Origin of the sequence: Sphaerisporangium sp. B11E5 (genome assembly GCF_039871875.1) — a bacterium.
GTDB lineage: Bacteria > Actinomycetota > Actinomycetes > Streptosporangiales > Streptosporangiaceae > Sphaerisporangium.
Map to the genome: position 1 here is coordinate 24,747 of NZ_JBDPMD010000019.1, position 15,601 is coordinate 40,347.

General features: G+C 69.1%; 13 protein-coding genes. 11 read left to right on the top strand and 2 right to left on the bottom strand.

Going from position 1 to position 15,601, the window contains the following annotated elements:
- On the top strand, positions 1-3,159 hold the full coding sequence (locus ABGB17_RS18610; protein ID WP_347631283.1) for an ATP-binding protein: 3,159 nt from the start codon (positions 1-3) through the stop codon (positions 3,157-3,159).
- Between the two features lie 415 nt (positions 3,160-3,574).
- Positions 3,575-5,098, top strand: coding sequence for an alpha/beta hydrolase-fold protein (locus ABGB17_RS18615; RefSeq protein WP_347631114.1), 1,524 nt, complete (start codon positions 3,575-3,577; stop codon positions 5,096-5,098).
- A gap of 91 nt (positions 5,099-5,189) precedes the next feature.
- Here the strand turns inward: ABGB17_RS18615 and ABGB17_RS18620 are convergent, their stop codons facing one another.
- Positions 5,190-5,996 (bottom strand): IclR family transcriptional regulator, encoded by an 807-nt coding sequence (locus tag ABGB17_RS18620; RefSeq protein ID WP_347631116.1) that lies wholly within the window; start codon positions 5,994-5,996, stop codon positions 5,190-5,192.
- Positions 5,997-6,116: 120 nt separating this feature from the next.
- On the opposite strand from ABGB17_RS18620, the gene ABGB17_RS18625 reads away from it, so the two are divergent.
- The 9 genes from ABGB17_RS18625 to ABGB17_RS18665 all read left to right on the top strand — a co-directional run bounded on the left by ABGB17_RS18625 (position 6,117) and on the right by ABGB17_RS18665 (position 14,959).
- Positions 6,117-7,379: a sugar ABC transporter substrate-binding protein gene (locus ABGB17_RS18625; RefSeq protein WP_347631119.1), complete on the top strand. Its 1,263-nt coding sequence runs from the start codon at positions 6,117-6,119 to the stop codon at positions 7,377-7,379.
- 63 nt (positions 7,380-7,442) lie between these two features.
- Complete coding sequence (locus ABGB17_RS18630) at positions 7,443-8,387, top strand: sugar ABC transporter permease (RefSeq protein ID WP_347631121.1); 945 nt, start codon at positions 7,443-7,445, stop codon at positions 8,385-8,387.
- Positions 8,387-9,217 (top strand): carbohydrate ABC transporter permease, encoded by an 831-nt coding sequence (locus ABGB17_RS18635; protein ID WP_347631123.1) that lies wholly within the window; start codon positions 8,387-8,389, stop codon positions 9,215-9,217. The genes ABGB17_RS18630 and ABGB17_RS18635 overlap by 1 nt, the downstream gene beginning before the upstream one ends.
- Before the next feature lie 2 nt (positions 9,218-9,219).
- A complete protein-coding gene (locus ABGB17_RS18640) occupies positions 9,220-10,401 on the top strand; it encodes a mandelate racemase/muconate lactonizing enzyme family protein (RefSeq protein WP_347631126.1) in 1,182 nt (393 codons plus the stop codon).
- Positions 10,398-11,609, top strand: a complete 1,212-nt coding sequence (locus ABGB17_RS18645; RefSeq protein WP_347631128.1) for a fumarylacetoacetate hydrolase family protein — start codon at positions 10,398-10,400, stop codon at positions 11,607-11,609. The genes ABGB17_RS18640 and ABGB17_RS18645 overlap by 4 nt, the downstream gene beginning before the upstream one ends.
- A 158-nt stretch (positions 11,610-11,767) precedes the next feature.
- Positions 11,768-13,141 (top strand): MFS transporter, encoded by a 1,374-nt coding sequence (locus tag ABGB17_RS18650; protein WP_347631131.1) that lies wholly within the window; start codon positions 11,768-11,770, stop codon positions 13,139-13,141.
- Positions 13,138-13,968 carry a ChbG/HpnK family deacetylase gene (locus tag ABGB17_RS18655; protein ID WP_347631133.1) on the top strand — a complete coding sequence of 277 codons (831 nt, stop codon included), beginning with the start codon at positions 13,138-13,140 and terminating at the stop codon, positions 13,966-13,968. Before ABGB17_RS18650 ends, ABGB17_RS18655 begins: the two co-directional genes overlap by 4 nt.
- Positions 13,969-14,023: 55 nt before the next feature.
- Entirely contained in the window at positions 14,024-14,554 is a 531-nt protein-coding gene (locus tag ABGB17_RS18660; protein ID WP_347631135.1) for a flavoprotein, read from the top strand.
- A 96-nt stretch (positions 14,555-14,650) separates the two neighbouring features.
- Positions 14,651-14,959 carry an RbsD/FucU domain-containing protein gene (locus ABGB17_RS18665; protein WP_347631137.1) on the top strand — a complete coding sequence of 103 codons (309 nt, stop codon included), beginning with the start codon at positions 14,651-14,653 and terminating at the stop codon, positions 14,957-14,959.
- A gap of 102 nt (positions 14,960-15,061) precedes the next feature.
- Here ABGB17_RS18665 and ABGB17_RS18670 read toward each other — a convergent pair whose 3' ends face one another.
- Positions 15,062-15,427, bottom strand: a complete 366-nt coding sequence (locus tag ABGB17_RS18670; RefSeq protein ID WP_347631139.1) for a hypothetical protein — start codon at positions 15,425-15,427, stop codon at positions 15,062-15,064.
- Between the last annotated feature and the right edge of the window lie 174 nt (positions 15,428-15,601).

Genomic DNA, 15,601 nt, shown 5'->3' on the forward strand with positions numbered 1-15,601 from the left:
ATGGTCACGGAATGGTATGCGCTGAACAGTCTGAAGATCTTCTCGACCGTAAACGCCAGCGAGGATGTCTGGCAGCCGGTGCCGTTCCACGTGCCCGAGCTGCATTCGGATGCTACTCGCGCTCTTGGCTCGGGACTGAACGCCGCCGCTGACTCTCCCGTGACCAGCCCGATCGGGGTGGTCCTTGAGGGAGGCGCCGGAAGCGGGAAGACGCACCTGATGAGCTGGCTGCGCGAGCAGGTCGTCCAGCGCAATGGTTACTTCTTTCTCATGGGGATTCTCGACGCCCGCAACTTCTGGGAAAGCGCCGTCGTGTCCATCCAGGACGGACTGGCCCGGGTGGGCACAGACGAAGAGACCCAGCTCAAGCGGTTTCTCCGCAATCTGACCGGCCTGATGCAACTCCCGCGGAAGACCCAGCTGACGATCATCGGTAACCAGAAGGTCACCCGCGAAGATCTCGATCAGTTCATCGAGGCCTTGTGCAAGATCGACCGCCGGGTCGGCAGAGACGCACAGGACGTCGCTCGGGCCCTCGTGCTCCTGGCGGCCGATGACCATGTACTGGTGGACATCGGCGAGTCCTACATCTGCTCGATCGAGGACGGTGAGAGCTACCGCCTGGAATGGGGATTCCGTCAGGTTCACAAATCTCCGCAGGAGATCGTCCGTGACATCTCGCGGCTGCTGGCATTGACCGGCCCGAGCGTCATGGCCTTCGACCAGCTCGACGCCTTCATCGCGCAGAGCAGCGTCTTTGTCGAGGACAGCGCCAAAAGTCCGGCGAGCTCCGCGGTTCTTCAGTTCGCTCACGGGCTGACCAACCTCCGTGAGGTGTCCAGCCGAACCCTGACGGTTCTCTCCTGCCTGCCGGAGACGTGGACGATTCTTGAGGAACTGGCTGTCAACAGTTTCAAGGACCGTTTCCGGAAGGCCAAGTTCCTCCGGCGCATCCCGAGTCCTGAGGTCGGGGCGGAGCTCGTCACCATGCGCCTCGCGGAGCACTTCAAGGACATTGGTTTCGACCGGCCGTATCCAACATGGCCGATCAAGCCGGAAGCCTTCGCGCAGGTCCAGTTCTACACTCCGCGTGAGGTCCTGGAATTTCTTCACAGGCACATTCAGAAGTGCCTGCTCCAGGGCGAGATCACCGAGCTGGACAGCTTCGAAGCGCCCTCGAATTCGATCGATGTTCCCAAGAAGCCCGATCCCCAGGAGGAAGCGCTCCGGGCGATCGACGTCAAGTTCGCGATGCTGGCGGACTCGGCCGACGTCAGCGGAGCGCTGGATGCCCAGATGGAGGACACGGTTCTTCCCGGTCTGATCTCGGCGGGCCTCCGGGCCTGGGTCGTGGAGCGGCGCGAGACGTCCGCGCGCTACCGGGTCGATCCGCCGATGGGCCAGAAGACCTCTCTGCACGCGGGCCTCAAGCAGGTCCTGAACGAGGCGACCGAGGACGAGATCCACTGGGCGTTCCGCGGCATCGCCGCCCCACACCATCTCGCGGCGCTGACCCGGCTTCGGAAAGCGGTGCTCAAAGCCGGTCTCGCGGAGGAGAGCCCCAAGCGCCGGTTGATCGTCATCAGGAACATCCCGTGGAACTCCGGGCCGGTCACCCGGCAAGCGGTAGCCGAATTCCGGGCCAGAGGCGGCCGGGTCGTCGCGGCCGACGAAGAGGATCTCAAGGTGCTGTGCGCCCTGCGGGACCTCTTCGCGGAGAGCGTCCCGCACCTCGACCAGTGGATCGCCGGCAGGAAACCCACCACCGACCTCAAGCTCCTCAAGGACGCCCTGGAGGACTGGCCGGACCCGGCCGTTCCGCGGGAGCCTCAAGCCCCAAAAGCCCCTGAGGGGCCGCCCGCGCAGGCCAGGCCCCTGCCGGCTCACGAGGCCGGTTCCTCGGACCACGCTACGGATAGCCGGCCCGCCGGGGTGCCGTCGCTGACCGTGGGGCGCTCTTGCGATCGCGGGCTCCCGGTCTCCGTCGAGCTGGAGGCGCTCCGTAAACACATCGCGATCTTCGCGGGATCCGGCTCGGGGAAGACCGTGCTGATCAGGCGAATCATCGAGGAGTGCGCCCTTCAGGGCGTGTCCTCGATCGTGCTCGACCCGAACAACGACCTCGCCCGTCTCGGTGACGCCTGGCCGGAGGAGCCTTCCGCGTGGGGCCCCGGCGACGGGGGGCGGGCGGCTCGGTACATGAGGGATACCGACGTCGTGGTCTGGACACCACGCAGGGAGAAGGGCCGTCCGCTGGCCTTCCAGCCGTTGCCCGACTTCTCCGGCGTCCGGGACGACGTCGACGAGTTCAACGAAGCCGTCCACGCCGCCATGGCGGCGCTCACCCCACGGGCGAAGGCGGAAGGAAGCAGCAGCAAGGCCCAGGTCGCCCGGGCGGTGCTCATGGAGGCGGTCGTCCACTTCGGGAAGTACAGCGGTGGCGGCCTCGACGGGCTGATCGATCTGCTCGCGGACTTCCCCGAGGACCTCAGTCAGATCAGCGGAGCGGCGAAGATCGCGGATGGGCTCGCCCAGGTGCTCCGGGCTGCTGTCGTGACCGATCCGCTGTTCGGCGGGGAGGGTGAGCCGGTCGATCCAGGGCGGCTCCTCACCCCGGCTGAGGGAAAGCGGGCCCGGGTCTCGATCATCAGCTTCGTGGGGCTGCAGAGTGACTCCGAGCGGCAGTCCTTCGTGAACCAGTTGCAGATGGCGCTGTTCGCCTGGATCAAGAAGAACCCGGCCGGGGACCGGCCCCTCGGTGGGCTCTTCGTCATGGACGAAGCGCAGACCTTCGCCCCTTCGGGAGCGATGACCGCGTGCACGCAGAGCACGCTCGCGCTGGCGTCCCAGGCCCGCAAGTACGGGCTCGGGCTGGTGTTCGCGACCCAGGCACCCAAGGGCCTGCACAACCGGATCCCGGGCAACGCGGCGACACAGTTCTACGGGCTGCTCAACGCGGATGTACAGATCGAGGCCGCGAAGGCGATGGCCCGCGTCAAGGGCGGTAGCGCCGACGACATCGGTTCGCTCCGCAGCGGCCAGTTCTACGTCGCCCCTGAGGGCGCGAGGTTCACGAAGGTGCGTACACCTCTGTGCCTGACCCATCACCCCAGGGCGCCGCTGACGACCGAGGAGGTCATCGCGCGGGCGAGCCGATGACCTTGCCGACCGGCCGGTAGCCGGCCGGGTCCGATCACCTCGTGGGGGGATCGTGTGTGCCGCCGGGACGTCGGTCCCGGGCCGCGGCCGCATGATCCCCCACTTTTGTGCCGCGCCCACTTGCCGCCGGTCGGCGGCCTGATGTCCGGCGCGATGCCGGTGGTGGTGCCGAAGCACTGGGTCGCCGTCCATACCCCGGCCCTGTTGCGCAATATGCAATGCCGTAAACGTCATATGCAATCAACTATTGACATCGTTGCATATGTTCCTACGATCATTGCAACTCCCGAAATCGGTCGGGACCGTATGCCCGGCCGCTTCTCGTCCCCCTGGAGGAAGCAGCATGCCTTTGGCATATCCCCATCGCTCGTCGAGACCCCGGCGGAGTGGACGGCTGAGATCGTTCCTGGCCTGCGTGGCGGTCGCGGCCGGCGTCGCGACCCTCGCGCCGGCGGCTCCGGCGTCGGCGGCTCCGGCCGCGCCCCTCGGGCCGGCCCTGGTCAGGACCGATGCCCTGCCGGGCGGGTACGCGGTGAAGTTCCGGTACCAGGCACCCGCCGGCGTCAACGTCGTTCACGTCTACGGCGACTGGTTCTTCTCCCGGCCGGAGAACGTCCTGTGCAACGACTGCGGCGACGGCCGTCCCCCCTCGGAGTGGCAGCCGGGCGACATCGCGGCGACTCCGTGGCGCGTTCTTCCCATGGTGAAGGGTGCCGACGGGGTGTGGGAGACCACGGTCCCCCTGCCCGCCGGAACGTTCCGTTACGCCTTCACGCACGACTGCGCGAGCCCACTGGCCACGGGCTGCACTCTGTACGACGACCCGGCCAACCGGTGGGAGGTGCCGCCGCCGTATCCGGGCGCTCCGGGTGCGGTGCGCAGCCGGGTGTACGTACCGGTCGACAAGAAGTTCCCCACCTACGACACCGCCTACCAGGCGCCGGCCCGGCCCGGCAAGCTCGGCGAGCTGGAGCCGCGGCGGTACACGTCGCCGCTGTCGACCAACCCGGCCGGCGTGCACGACATCGTCGTCTACACGCCGCACGGCTACGACCCTGACCGGGCCACGCCGTACCCGACCCTGTATCTGAGCCATGGTTCCGGTGACCACTCGACGGCCTGGACGATGCAGGGTGTGGCGCACCTCATCCTGGAGAACGCGCTCCGGGACGGTGCGGCGCAGCCGATGGTCGTGGTGTCGACCGACTTCAACGGCCTGCCCGGTGGCAACCAGGGGTACGCCGACGAACTCCGGAACAACGTCATCCCGTTCGTGGAGCAGAACTACAACGTCTCCACCCGTTCGCAGGACCGCGCGTTCGCCGGGTTCTCGGCGGGCGGCAGCCGCGCCTTCACCATCATGTACGACAACACCGACCTGTTCGGCTACCACGCCGCCTGGAGCTCGGGCGGACCGGCGGCCACGCAGGCGCAGATCGACCGGCTGAAGACGGTGCCCGGCGGCATCTCCATCGGCACCGGCCTCCAGGACCGCCTGGGCAACATCGCCCAGAACTCGCAGCTCCGGGCCGCCGCCCTCAGGGACGCCGGGGTGAACGTCACCGAGTACAACGTCCCGGGGGTCCACACGTGGCACGTCTGGCGTCCCCTGCTGAACTTCTACCTGCGGAACCTGGCGTTCCGCACGACCACGACGGGCCTGGACGTCGACGCCGAGCCCGCCGGGCATTCCCGCGACGTCCAGCTCACCGCGACCGCGACGGTGGCCAGCGTGAGCGCCAACCTCGCCTCACCGAAGGGCAAGGTGAAGTTCTACGCCGGTGACACCTACCTCGGATCCGCGCCGGTGAAGCACGACGGTGCCGCCACTCTCAGGAAGGCCGTCGACGGCGCGCTTCTCGACGGTCCCGTGGTCGCCCGTTACCAGGGTGACAAGCTGTTCAACGCGTCGCAGAGCGCGCAGGTGGACGCCGGCTGACCCCGTCCCCTCCTGATCCGGCAGACCTCGCCGTGGCACCTCCCATCCGGAGGCGCCACGGCGGGGCGCCGGTGCCGCCGGAGGCCGCGTGTCAGCTCGCCGACGGCGCGGGCGAGCGCTCGGGGGTGTACCCGAGTTCCTGCGAGATCAGCGCCGAGGTCTCCAGCAGGAGCGGGAGCTTCTCCTTGAGTTGCTGCAAGGTGGCGATCACCTCGATCGCGGTGATGGAGACGGCCGCGATGACCTTTCCGCGCGAATCCCTGATCGGCGCGGCGACGCACATGACGTAGGCGTCGTGCTCGCCGTCGTCGACGGCCCAGCCGCGCTCGGCGACGTGGGCGAGTTCGGTCTCGAGGGCGTCGCGGTCGGCGACGGTCGTGCCGGTGTACCGCTCGAAGGTGACGTGCGAGAGCAGGCGATCGCGTTCCTCACGTGAGAGATGGGCGAGGATCACCTTGCCCACGGCGCTCGCGTAGATGGAGACGGCCCTGCCGACCCGGGACGGCAGCTTCACCGCGTCGAACGCGGGGCTGTCCACCTTGTCGACGTAGATGATCTCGTCGCCGGTCAGTTGCGCCAGGTGCACGGTGTGGCCGGTCTGCCGCTGGAGCAGGCGCAGGTGCGCGGACGCGAACTGGCGCAGGTCCATCGAGCCGAGCGCGAGTTCCGACAGCTCGATGAGCCCGCTGCCGAACACGTATGTCCCGGCCCCCGTCTTGCGCACGAACCGCGCGGCCTCCAGCGTCTGGAGGATCCGGAGGGCTGTCGATTTGTGGACGCCGAGCACGTCCGAGGCCTCCGAGAGCGTCAGCGGATGTTCCGCCGTCAACCGGATCAGGTTGATCGCCCGCTGGATCGATTGCGCCACCTTGCCGTCCCTCCGTGTGCGTTGCGTCATGTGCAATGTAGCCGATGGGATGCGCAATCGCTACTTGACAGCGTTGCACATGTCGCTACGATCGTTGCAATCTGATCTTAAGTTTCGGGGAAGTAACCGGTGATTACTCAGGAGTAACAAATGAGGCTGCATCGCGTTCGCCGCACCATGGCGGCGGCGGCCGGCGTCGCATGTATGGCCGCCGGCATCTTGACCGGCTGCGGCTCCGACGGTGGATCCGGAGGCGGCGAATCCGCAGGCGGCGTGACCAAGCTGACGTTCGCCGCCTCGACCCTCGGCGACCCGGGCCGCGGCCCGTCGCTCACGAAGTGGCTGGAGGAGTTCAACAAGAGCCAGAAAGCCGTACAGGTCTCCGCCGCCGCGGTGCCGTACCCGACCTTCGGCCAGACCATCCTGACCCAGATGGGCAGCGGGCAAGGGCCCGATCTCATCCGCTTCGACATGCCGGAGTTCGAGTCCGCGTCGGACGCCGGTCTCATCGCACCGCTCGACGACCTGATCGACGTCAGCAAGTACGACCTGCTCAAGCAGCCGGACCAGTTCATGGTCCACGACGGCCGGCGGCACGGGATCATCTTCGAGGCGTCGAACTACGCGATGTTCTACAACGCCGACCTGATCAAGAACCCCCCGAAAAGCTATGAGGAGTTCTTCGCCACGGCGAAGTCCCTGACCAAGGACGGCACCTACGGCCTGGCGTTCCGTCAGACGGAGGCCGAGGAAGCCGGTGTGTGGCAGGACATCTTCAACTACGTCTACGGCTTCGGCGGCGCGTGGTCGGACGGCACCAAGCTGACGATCAACTCGCCCGAGAACCTCAAGGGCCTGCAGGCGTACAAGGACCTGTACGACGCCAAGGTGATCCCGCGTGGCGCGGACGCGGCGACGTTCCGTCGCATGTTCGCCGAGGGCAAGGTCGGCATGGAGCTCAACAACGGCGGCTACGTGACGGCGACCCGCGGTCAGAACCCCGACCTGAACTTCAGCGTCGCGCCCATCCCGTTCCCCGTACGCAAGCAGGGCGCGATCCTCGCCCCCATCGTCATCAACGAGGCGAGTCCGTCCAAGGAGGCGGCCGCCACCTTCATCAAGTGGGTGCTCGAGCCGGGCAACCAGGTCAGGCTGCAGGAGATCCTCGGCGCCAGCAGTGTGGCGACGGTCACCAAGCGGAACCCTGAGCAGCTCGAGAAGACGCCCTTCCTCACGGTCTTCGACGACCTCACCGAGTCGAGCCTGCCGCAGATCGTCCAGGGGTTCGAGGCGAAGACGCCCGACATCCGCAAGGTCGTCGTGCAGAACGTCATCGCGGCCCTCCAGGGCACGGTCGACCTCAAGACCGCACTGGACCGCGCCCAGCAACAGGCGACCGAACTGGCCGGTTGACCGGACGACGCCGCCGGCGGCACCCCTCCCGCCGGCGGCGTCCTACTCGAAGGACCGAACTCGATGACCATGCTGGAACAGCGGCAGATCACGGGGCCCCGGTCGGGGACCCGGCGTCGAGGCAGCCCGCTGGGAAGCACGTGGACCCCCTACTTCTTCCTCGCCCCCGCGGCCCTCTTCATCCTTGTGTTCCAGGTCGTCCCGCTCGCGCAGGAGATCTACCTCAGCTTCACGCGGACCTCGCTGCTGAACCCCACGCGCAGCACCTGGGTGGGTTTCGACAACTTCGCCCGCGTCTTCGGTGACGAGGACTTCCGCCGGACCCTCCTCATCACGCTCGTCTACGTCGTCGTGTGCGTCGTCGGCGCCGTGGGCACCGGCCTCGCGATCGCCCTGCTCCTCAACAAGAGCTTCCGCGGCCGGGGGCTGGCGCGCGCGCTCGTGACCATTCCGTGGGCGGCGCCCGGCATCGCGGTCGCGCTCATCGCGATATGGATGCTCAACCCGGACTACGGGATCGTGAACCGGTTCCTGGACACGATCGGCCTCGGCGTCCCGGGCGGCGCCATCCTCGACAGCCCGCGTCACGCCCTCCCGGCGGTCCTCGCGACGACCATCTGGCAACTGTTCCCGTTCACCTCGGTGGTGCTGCTGTCCGCGCTGCAGTCCGTCCCCCCGCACCTCACCGAGGCCGCGACGGTGGACGGTGCGGGCAGGTGGTGGACCTTCCGCGCCGTCACCTGGCAGTCCATCAAGCCGACCGTCGGCCTGCTCGCGCTCCTCATGACCATCTGGTCGCTGCGGCGGTTCGAGCTCATCTGGCTCATGACGAAGGGGGGACCGGTCGGCGCGACCGAGACGCTGGTCATCGACCTCTACTCGCAGGCTTTCGACTCGAAGGAACTGGGCTCGGCGGCGGCGATCGGCATGGTCGGTGTCGTCATCTCGCTCATCGTCATCGCCGGCAGCAGGTTCGTCGCCCGTGCCGCCGAGAGGGAGGCCCGCTGATGAGACCGCCACGCCTCGGCCTGACCGCGCGGATCCTCGCCGTCCTCGTCGTGCTCGGGATCGCGGTCTTCCCGCTGTACTGGATGTTCGTCACCGCGCTGTCGAGCAACTCCGATCTCTTCGCGCGGGAGGCCCGGCTCGTCCCCGACCTCTCGCAGTTCGGGGTCTTCGTCGACGCGCTGGCCGAAGGCAAGGCGACGACCTGGCTGCGCAACAGCCTGGTGATCGCCGCCGGCACGACAGTGCTCTCGATCGGCCTCGGCATCCCGCTCGGCTACGCGCTCTCGCGGTTCTCGTTCCGGGGCAAGGTCGTCATGACCGTCGTGCTGCTGTTCACGCAGATGCTTCCCGAGGCTCTCATGGTCGTGCCGCTCTTCGCGCTCTTCCGGCGATTCGACCTCCTCGACTCCCTCAGTGGCCTCATCCTGGTCAACTCCGCCTTCGTCCTGCCGATCGTCGCCCTGATCCTCAAGGGCGCGATCGACGGCATACCCCGTGAGCTGGAGGAGTCCGCGCGGGTGGACGGAGCGCGGCCGCTCACCGTGCTGACACGCATCAACGTGCCGCTGATCGCCCCGTCGCTCGCCGCCACCGCGGTCATCGCGTTCTTCCACGCCTGGAACGAGTACGTGTTCGCCGTGACGTTCATCTTCACCCCCGGGATCCAGCCGGCGTCGGTCGGCATCGCGAACTTCATCGGCGAGCTCGGCACGCCGATCCAGACGGTCATGGCGGTCGCCTTCATGTTCACGCTGCCCGCCGTCGTCTTCTACCTGTTCGCGCAGAAGCATGTGGTGGCCGGCATGACCGCCGGCGCGGTGAAGGGCTGAGCATGAAGATCACCTCGGTCGACACCCTCGTCGTCGACTTCTACCGCACCAACCTGGTGATCGTCCGCGTCTCGACGGACGAAGGCATCGTGGGACTCGGCGAAGCGACGCTGGAGGGCAAGGAACGCGCCGTCCAGGGCGCCGTCGCCGACGTGGCCGAAGCCGTGGCCGGGATGGACCCCACCCGCATATCCGGCATCCTGTACGAGCTGGCGAGGGACTGGTACTGGCGGGGCGGCCCGGTCATCATGACCGCGCTGAGCTCGCTGGAGATGGCGCTGTGGGACATCTCGGCACGCGAGCTCGGCGTCCCGGTCTCCCGGCTGCTCGGCGGCGCCACCCGCGACCGGGTGCGCGCCTACGCCAACGGCTGGTTCTCGGGCGCCGTCACGCCCGAGGACTACGCGGCCGCCGCCAGGAGGACCGTCGACAGCGGCTTCCGCGGTCTCAAGTGGGATCCCTTCGAGAACTACGACCTCACGCTCACCTCCCGGCAGATGGACCGCGTGCTCGTACAGATCGACGCCGTACGCTCCGCCGTCGGGCCCGACGTCGAGCTGTTCATCGAGGGCCACGGCCGGTTCGACGTCAACCACGCCATCAAGGTGGCGCGGGAGATCGCGCAGTTCGAACCGGTGTGGTTCGAGGAACCGTGTCCTCCGGACAACCTCGACGCGCTCGTCGACATCCGCCGGGCGTCGCCGGTGCCCATCGCCGCCGGGGAACGATGGTTCGGACGGCAGGGTTTCGCGCCGGCGCTCGCCCGTCAGGCGGTCGACTTCGTCCAGCCCGACGTGACGCACGCCGGCGGCATCGCCGAGCTGGCCTTCATCTCGACGCTCGCCGCGACCGGCTACGTCGGTTTCGCGCCGCACAACCCCAGCGGGCCGCTGAGCACCGCGGCGACGCTGCAGCTCGGGGCCGCCCTGCCCAACTTCCGGTACCTGGAGATCATGGCCACCGACGTCCCGTGGCGCCCGGAGATCACCAACGAGAGGCTCGTGCTGACGAAGGAGGGCGACGTCCTCATCCCGGCGGGGGCCGGTCTCGGCATCGAGCTCGATCTCGAGGCGATCGCGCGGCACCCCTTCACCCCCCACCCCCTGCGGATGTTCCAGGACGCCGTCTTCGACATCCGGCCCCCCGACGAGCGGTCCTTCTTCAACCTGGGAGACGGCAAATGACCCAGCCATCCACCGACGAGCTCGCCGACGAGGCCGGCTGGTTCGGGACGGCCGCCGACGCGCTGCCGCACGACGCCGCGGACAGTGTCCTGATCGGCCGCATCTGGGACCCCGCCGCCGAAGGGCCGTCACCCGTGGTCGTCCGCGACGGGCAGGTCCTCGACATCAGCGCCGAGTTCCCGACGGTCCGCGACATCTGCGAGCTGCCGGAACCCGCCGCCGTGGTCTCCGGGCTCGACGGCCGGCACGTGGGCCGCTTCGAGGACGTGCTGGCCAACACCGGCGCCGCGGACCGGGACCGTACCCGGCCGTGGCTGCTCGCGCCGGTCGACCTCCAGGCGCTCAAGGCCGCCGGGGTGACCTTCGCCGTCTCGATGATCGAGCGCGTCATCGAGGAGCGGGCCCGCGGCGACATGGCACTCGCCGCGGACATCCGCCGCAGGATGGTCGCCGGCATCGGTGCCGACCTGCACAAGCTGTCGCCGGGCTCCGCGGAGGCGGCGCGGCTGAAGAGCCTGCTCGTCGCCGAGGGCGTCTGGAGCCAGTACCTGGAGGTCGGTATCGGCCCGGACGCCGAGATCTTCACCAAGGGCCAGATCCTCTCCGCCGTGGGGACCGCGGCGCCCGTCGGGGTGCTCGCCGCCTCGACCTGGAACAACCCCGAGCCCGAGGTGGCGCTCATCGTCCAGTCGAGCGGCCGGATCGTGGGGGCGACCCTCGGCAACGACGTGAACCTCCGCGATGTCGAGGGCCGGTCCGCGCTCCTTTTGCCGATGGCGAAGGACAACAACGCGTCGTGCGCGCTCGGCCCCCTCATCCGGCTCTTCGACGAGCGGTTCGACCTGGAACGGGTACGCGGTCTCACGGTGCGCCTGGACATCGAAGGCGTGGACGGTTTCCGCCTGGAGGGCGTCTCGGAGATGGCGCGGATGTCGCGCGACCCGGAGGAGTTGGTACGGCAACTGATCGGCCCCCACCATCAGTATCCCGACGGCGCCGTCCTCATGCTCGGCACCATGTTCGCGCCCATCCAGGACCGCGACCACCCCGGCGAGGGGTTCACACACAAGCCCGGCGACGTCGTGAGGATCGGTTCCCCCATGCTCGGCACCCTGGTCAACCGCGTCAGGCACGCCGAGGACTGCGCACCCTGGGACTTCGGGGTCCGCGACCTCATGGGAAACCTCGTGAGGAGAGGACTGCTGTGAGCGTGGCCGGTCCACCGGTTCGAGCCCGGTAGCGCCGACCGGCCGCAACGCCCCGTCTCCGTCGTGGGGACGGGGCGTTCGCTTCACTCGCCGTTCTCCTTCGGGTGCGAGGGTGACGCCGTGCGCGTAGCGTCGGCATCAGCAAGGAGGATGATCGCGTGACCGTTCCCGGTTCGGGCTCCACCCCGGCACGGAACCCCGCGTGGCGCTACGCCATCGGGATGTTCGGGACGTCGATCCCGATCACCATGATCAAGGGATCGATGATCCTGTATTACGTCGACATCCTGGGGCTCGACGTCCGGGCTTACGGCGCGGTCATGGTGATCTACGCGGTCATCGACGCGTTCGACAACCCGCTGCTCGGTCACCTCTCGGACCGCACTCGAACCCGGTTCGGGCGACGGAGGCCGTGGCTGGTCGTCGGCGCGCCGCTGCTCGCGGCCTGCATGATCGCGTTCTTCTCCGCGCCGGCCTCCCTGCGGGGGATCGGGCTCGTGCTGTGGTTCGCGGTGTTCGCGATCCTGTGCGAGGCGTTCGACTCGCTGCTCAACGCCAACTACGGCGCGCTGCTCCCCGAGCTGTACCCGCGGGAGCGTGATCGCGCCGTCGCCAACAGCCTGCGCCAGGGCTTCCAGCTCGTGGCGCTGGTGATATCGCTCGCGGTCACCCCGCTGCTCACGACCAGGGTGTTCGGCACCGAGGAGTCCACAGAGGGCTTCCAGACCACAGCGATCATCTACGGCGTGGTCGCGCTCGTCGTGATCGTGTTCATGGCGCTCGGCGCGCGGGAGAACCCCCGCTACTCCACACGGGAGCAGCCGCTGCTGCTGCGCAGCGTGTGGTCGATCGTGCGCAACCCGACGTTCTGGACGGTCGGCCTCACCGGGGCCTGTTACGGGATCGCCATGGCCCTCGTGCTGTCGGGCGTCCAGTTGTACGTGCGCTACTCGCTCGGGCTGCCGGTCGAGAACGCGCTCTTCCTGCAGGGCGTGGTCATCCTCGTCGCGGCGGGCGGCCTGGCGGTGTGGACGCGCGTCGTCGCACGCCGCGGCGCCCTGTGGACCTGGCGGCTCGCCTTCGTCGTCCTCGCGGTCAGCTTCGCGGCCCTGTTCTTCGCCACCGGCCTCCTCACGGCGATCGCCGCGGGGGTGCTCGTCGGCGCCGGGTGGTCGGGCATGCTCGCGACCAACGACCTCATCGTCGCGCGCGTGCTGGACGCCGACGCCGCGCGCAACGGGGAGCACCGCGAAGGGCTCTTCCTGTCCGCGTTCGGCTTCTTCGGCCGGCTCAACGGGATCGTGACCGGACTCGCGCTCACCTCGCTCGGCGTGTTCTTCGGCTACAACTCCGGCGACGACCCGGGCACCGACACCGGGCTCGCGTTCCGGATGTACATGTGCGTGTACCCGTTCGCGCTGACGGCGATCGGCGCGGTCGCGGCGCGGTTCATCTCGGTCCCGATCGAGCCGCCGTCCACGGCGGCCGGGCCCGGTCCCTCGGACGAGCCCGCCGCGGAGGGCACCCGATGACCCGGCGCGTCGTGATCACGGCCGACGACCTCGGCAGGGAGCCCGGGACGACGGAGGTCGTCGTCGCGCTGCTCGCCGAAGGACATGTCTCCGCGACGACACTCATCTCCGTCTCACCCGCCGCCGAGCGGGCCGCGCGCCAGGTCCGCGAGCTCGGCGTCGTGCCGCGGCTGCACGTGACGCTCACGAGCGAGCGTGGCCTGCCGCGCTGGCGGCCGCTCGGCGGCGCGCCGAGCCTCGTCGACCCGGACGGGACACTCAGTGACGATCCGTTCGCTCTCGGGGCCCGCGGCGAGGCCGGCGACGTCCTGCGGGAGGCGGACACCCAGCGGCGATGGATGCGCGACCGGGGCCTCACCCCTGTGGCGGCCGACTCCCACGCCGGCACCCTCTACGGCCTGCACGGCCGGTCGTGGCTCGCCCAGACGCTCCAGTGGTGCGCGCGCCACGGCCTCGCCTTCCGGCTGCCGCGTGACCCGGAGCCGTACTTCGGCGGACCGCTCCCCGCACCGCTCGCCGCCGCGCACGAGCGTGCCGTCGCCCTCGCCGACGCACTCGGCGTGTCCATCCCGCACACGATCGCGACCAACCGGCGCACGGCGCACGAGCTCGGCGCGTACGAGCGACTACGGGAGGACTACCTCCGCCGGCTCGCGGCGCTTCCCGAGGGCACGAGCGAGTTGTTCCTGCACCCGTCCCGCGAGGACGCGGTCGCGGGACCGGACGGAACCGTGCGGGCCTGGGAGGCGCGGCTGCTGCGCGACCCGGTGTGGCACAAGACCCTTGAGAGCGAGGGCGTGGAGGTCGTCGGAGACTGGTGGTCATGACCCACGAACTCGACGTGATCGTCCCCGCCGGGAGCACCACGCCGGAGGCGCTGAGATGAGCAAGGTCCTCTACGTCATCGTCTGCGCCGCCGGCCCCGCCGGGGGCGTCGGCCGCCTCGTCGGCCTCGCGCAGGACGCCGGCTGGGTCGTACAGATCGTCGCCACACCGTCGGCACTCGACTTCATCGATGTCCCGGCCCTGGAGGAACAGACCGCCCGCCCGGTCCGCAGCCGGTACCGCAAGCCGGCCGACCCCAAGCCCCCCAGGCCGGACGCCGTCATCGTGGCCCCCGCCACCTACAACACGATCAACAAGTTCGCCCAGGGCATCGCCGACACCTACGCACTCGGCCTCCTCGCCGAAGCCCCCGGCCTGCGCATCCCCGTCGTCGTTCTTCCGTTCGTCAACACCGCGCTGGCCGGCCGCGCCGTCTTCCGCCACAGCGTCGCCCGGCTGCGTGCCGAGGGGGTCCACGTCCTCATCGGCGCGGACACGTTCGAACCGCACACCCCCGGCTCCGGTGGCGACCCCGCCGACGGCTACCCCTGGCATCTCGCCTTGTCGGCACTGACCGCCACCGGTTGAGAAGATCGTTCGGGCGCGACCCCTCGCCTCACCGGGGGGCCGATCGTATAAACGAGCTGCGCCGGTGTGGCGTCGTGAGGAGACGAAGGGCGGCTCATGCTCAAGGGTGTGGATCCGGTGCTGACGCCCGAGGTGCTGTACGCGCTCGGGTCGATGGGGCACGGGGACGAGGTCGTGGTGGTGGACGCGAACTTCCCGGCGGAGCGGGCCGCGCGGAGGTCGGGGTACGGGAAGTTGTTGCGGGCCGAGGGCGGGGGGAGTCCGCGGGTGGTGCGGGCGTTCTGTGTGGTCGCCACGGCGGAGACCCGGGGGTGGGGATGTTTCATCCTCACCAAGGGGGTGATCCTGGCGGCGGACGCGCCGGCGTCGGCGGGCGGGGCCACCATCGGGGACTGGACGCCGTAGCGCGGTCCTCGGGTGGTGCGGGTGTCGTCGAGCCCGGTGCATCCGCGCGGTGAACGTCGTGCGGCGGCGGGGGTGCGCTACGCCATCGGTCGCCGCCGGGGGTCAGCCGGGCGGCTCGGGACGGTGTTCGTCGTCCCCGGGTGAGACGTCGGCCAGGATGTGGGCGGCGAGCGCTCCGGCGTCCTTGACCTCGGTGGGGCGTTCGGCGCTGGGGCGGGTGATGGCGAAGGCGAGTCTGCCGGTCTTGCGGGCGATGACCGACACGGTGGCGAGCAGACCGACCCTGCTGCGGATCTCCATGTACGGCGGCAGGTGCACGCGCGGGCCGAACTTGCGGGGGAGGACCAGGCGGACGCGTTCGACGATGACGCAGCGGAGCGCGGGGCCGGCCAGCGCCTCCTGGAGGCCGGTCAGAGCTTCGAGCTGGGCTCTGGCACGGCGGTCGCCGATGTCTTCCGTCGAGATCATGGCGTGGCCTCCCGTCCCCGCGGGGTGAACGCCGCGGCATGAGGCCGGATGTAACCATTTTCGCGAGAAATGTCGTGCCGTCCGAGCATGGACCAAGGATTTCTCACCCTGTGGGACTTTTACATGTCCTGGCCCTGCCTCAGTGCTGAATTATCGCTGAACCACGGTGCATGC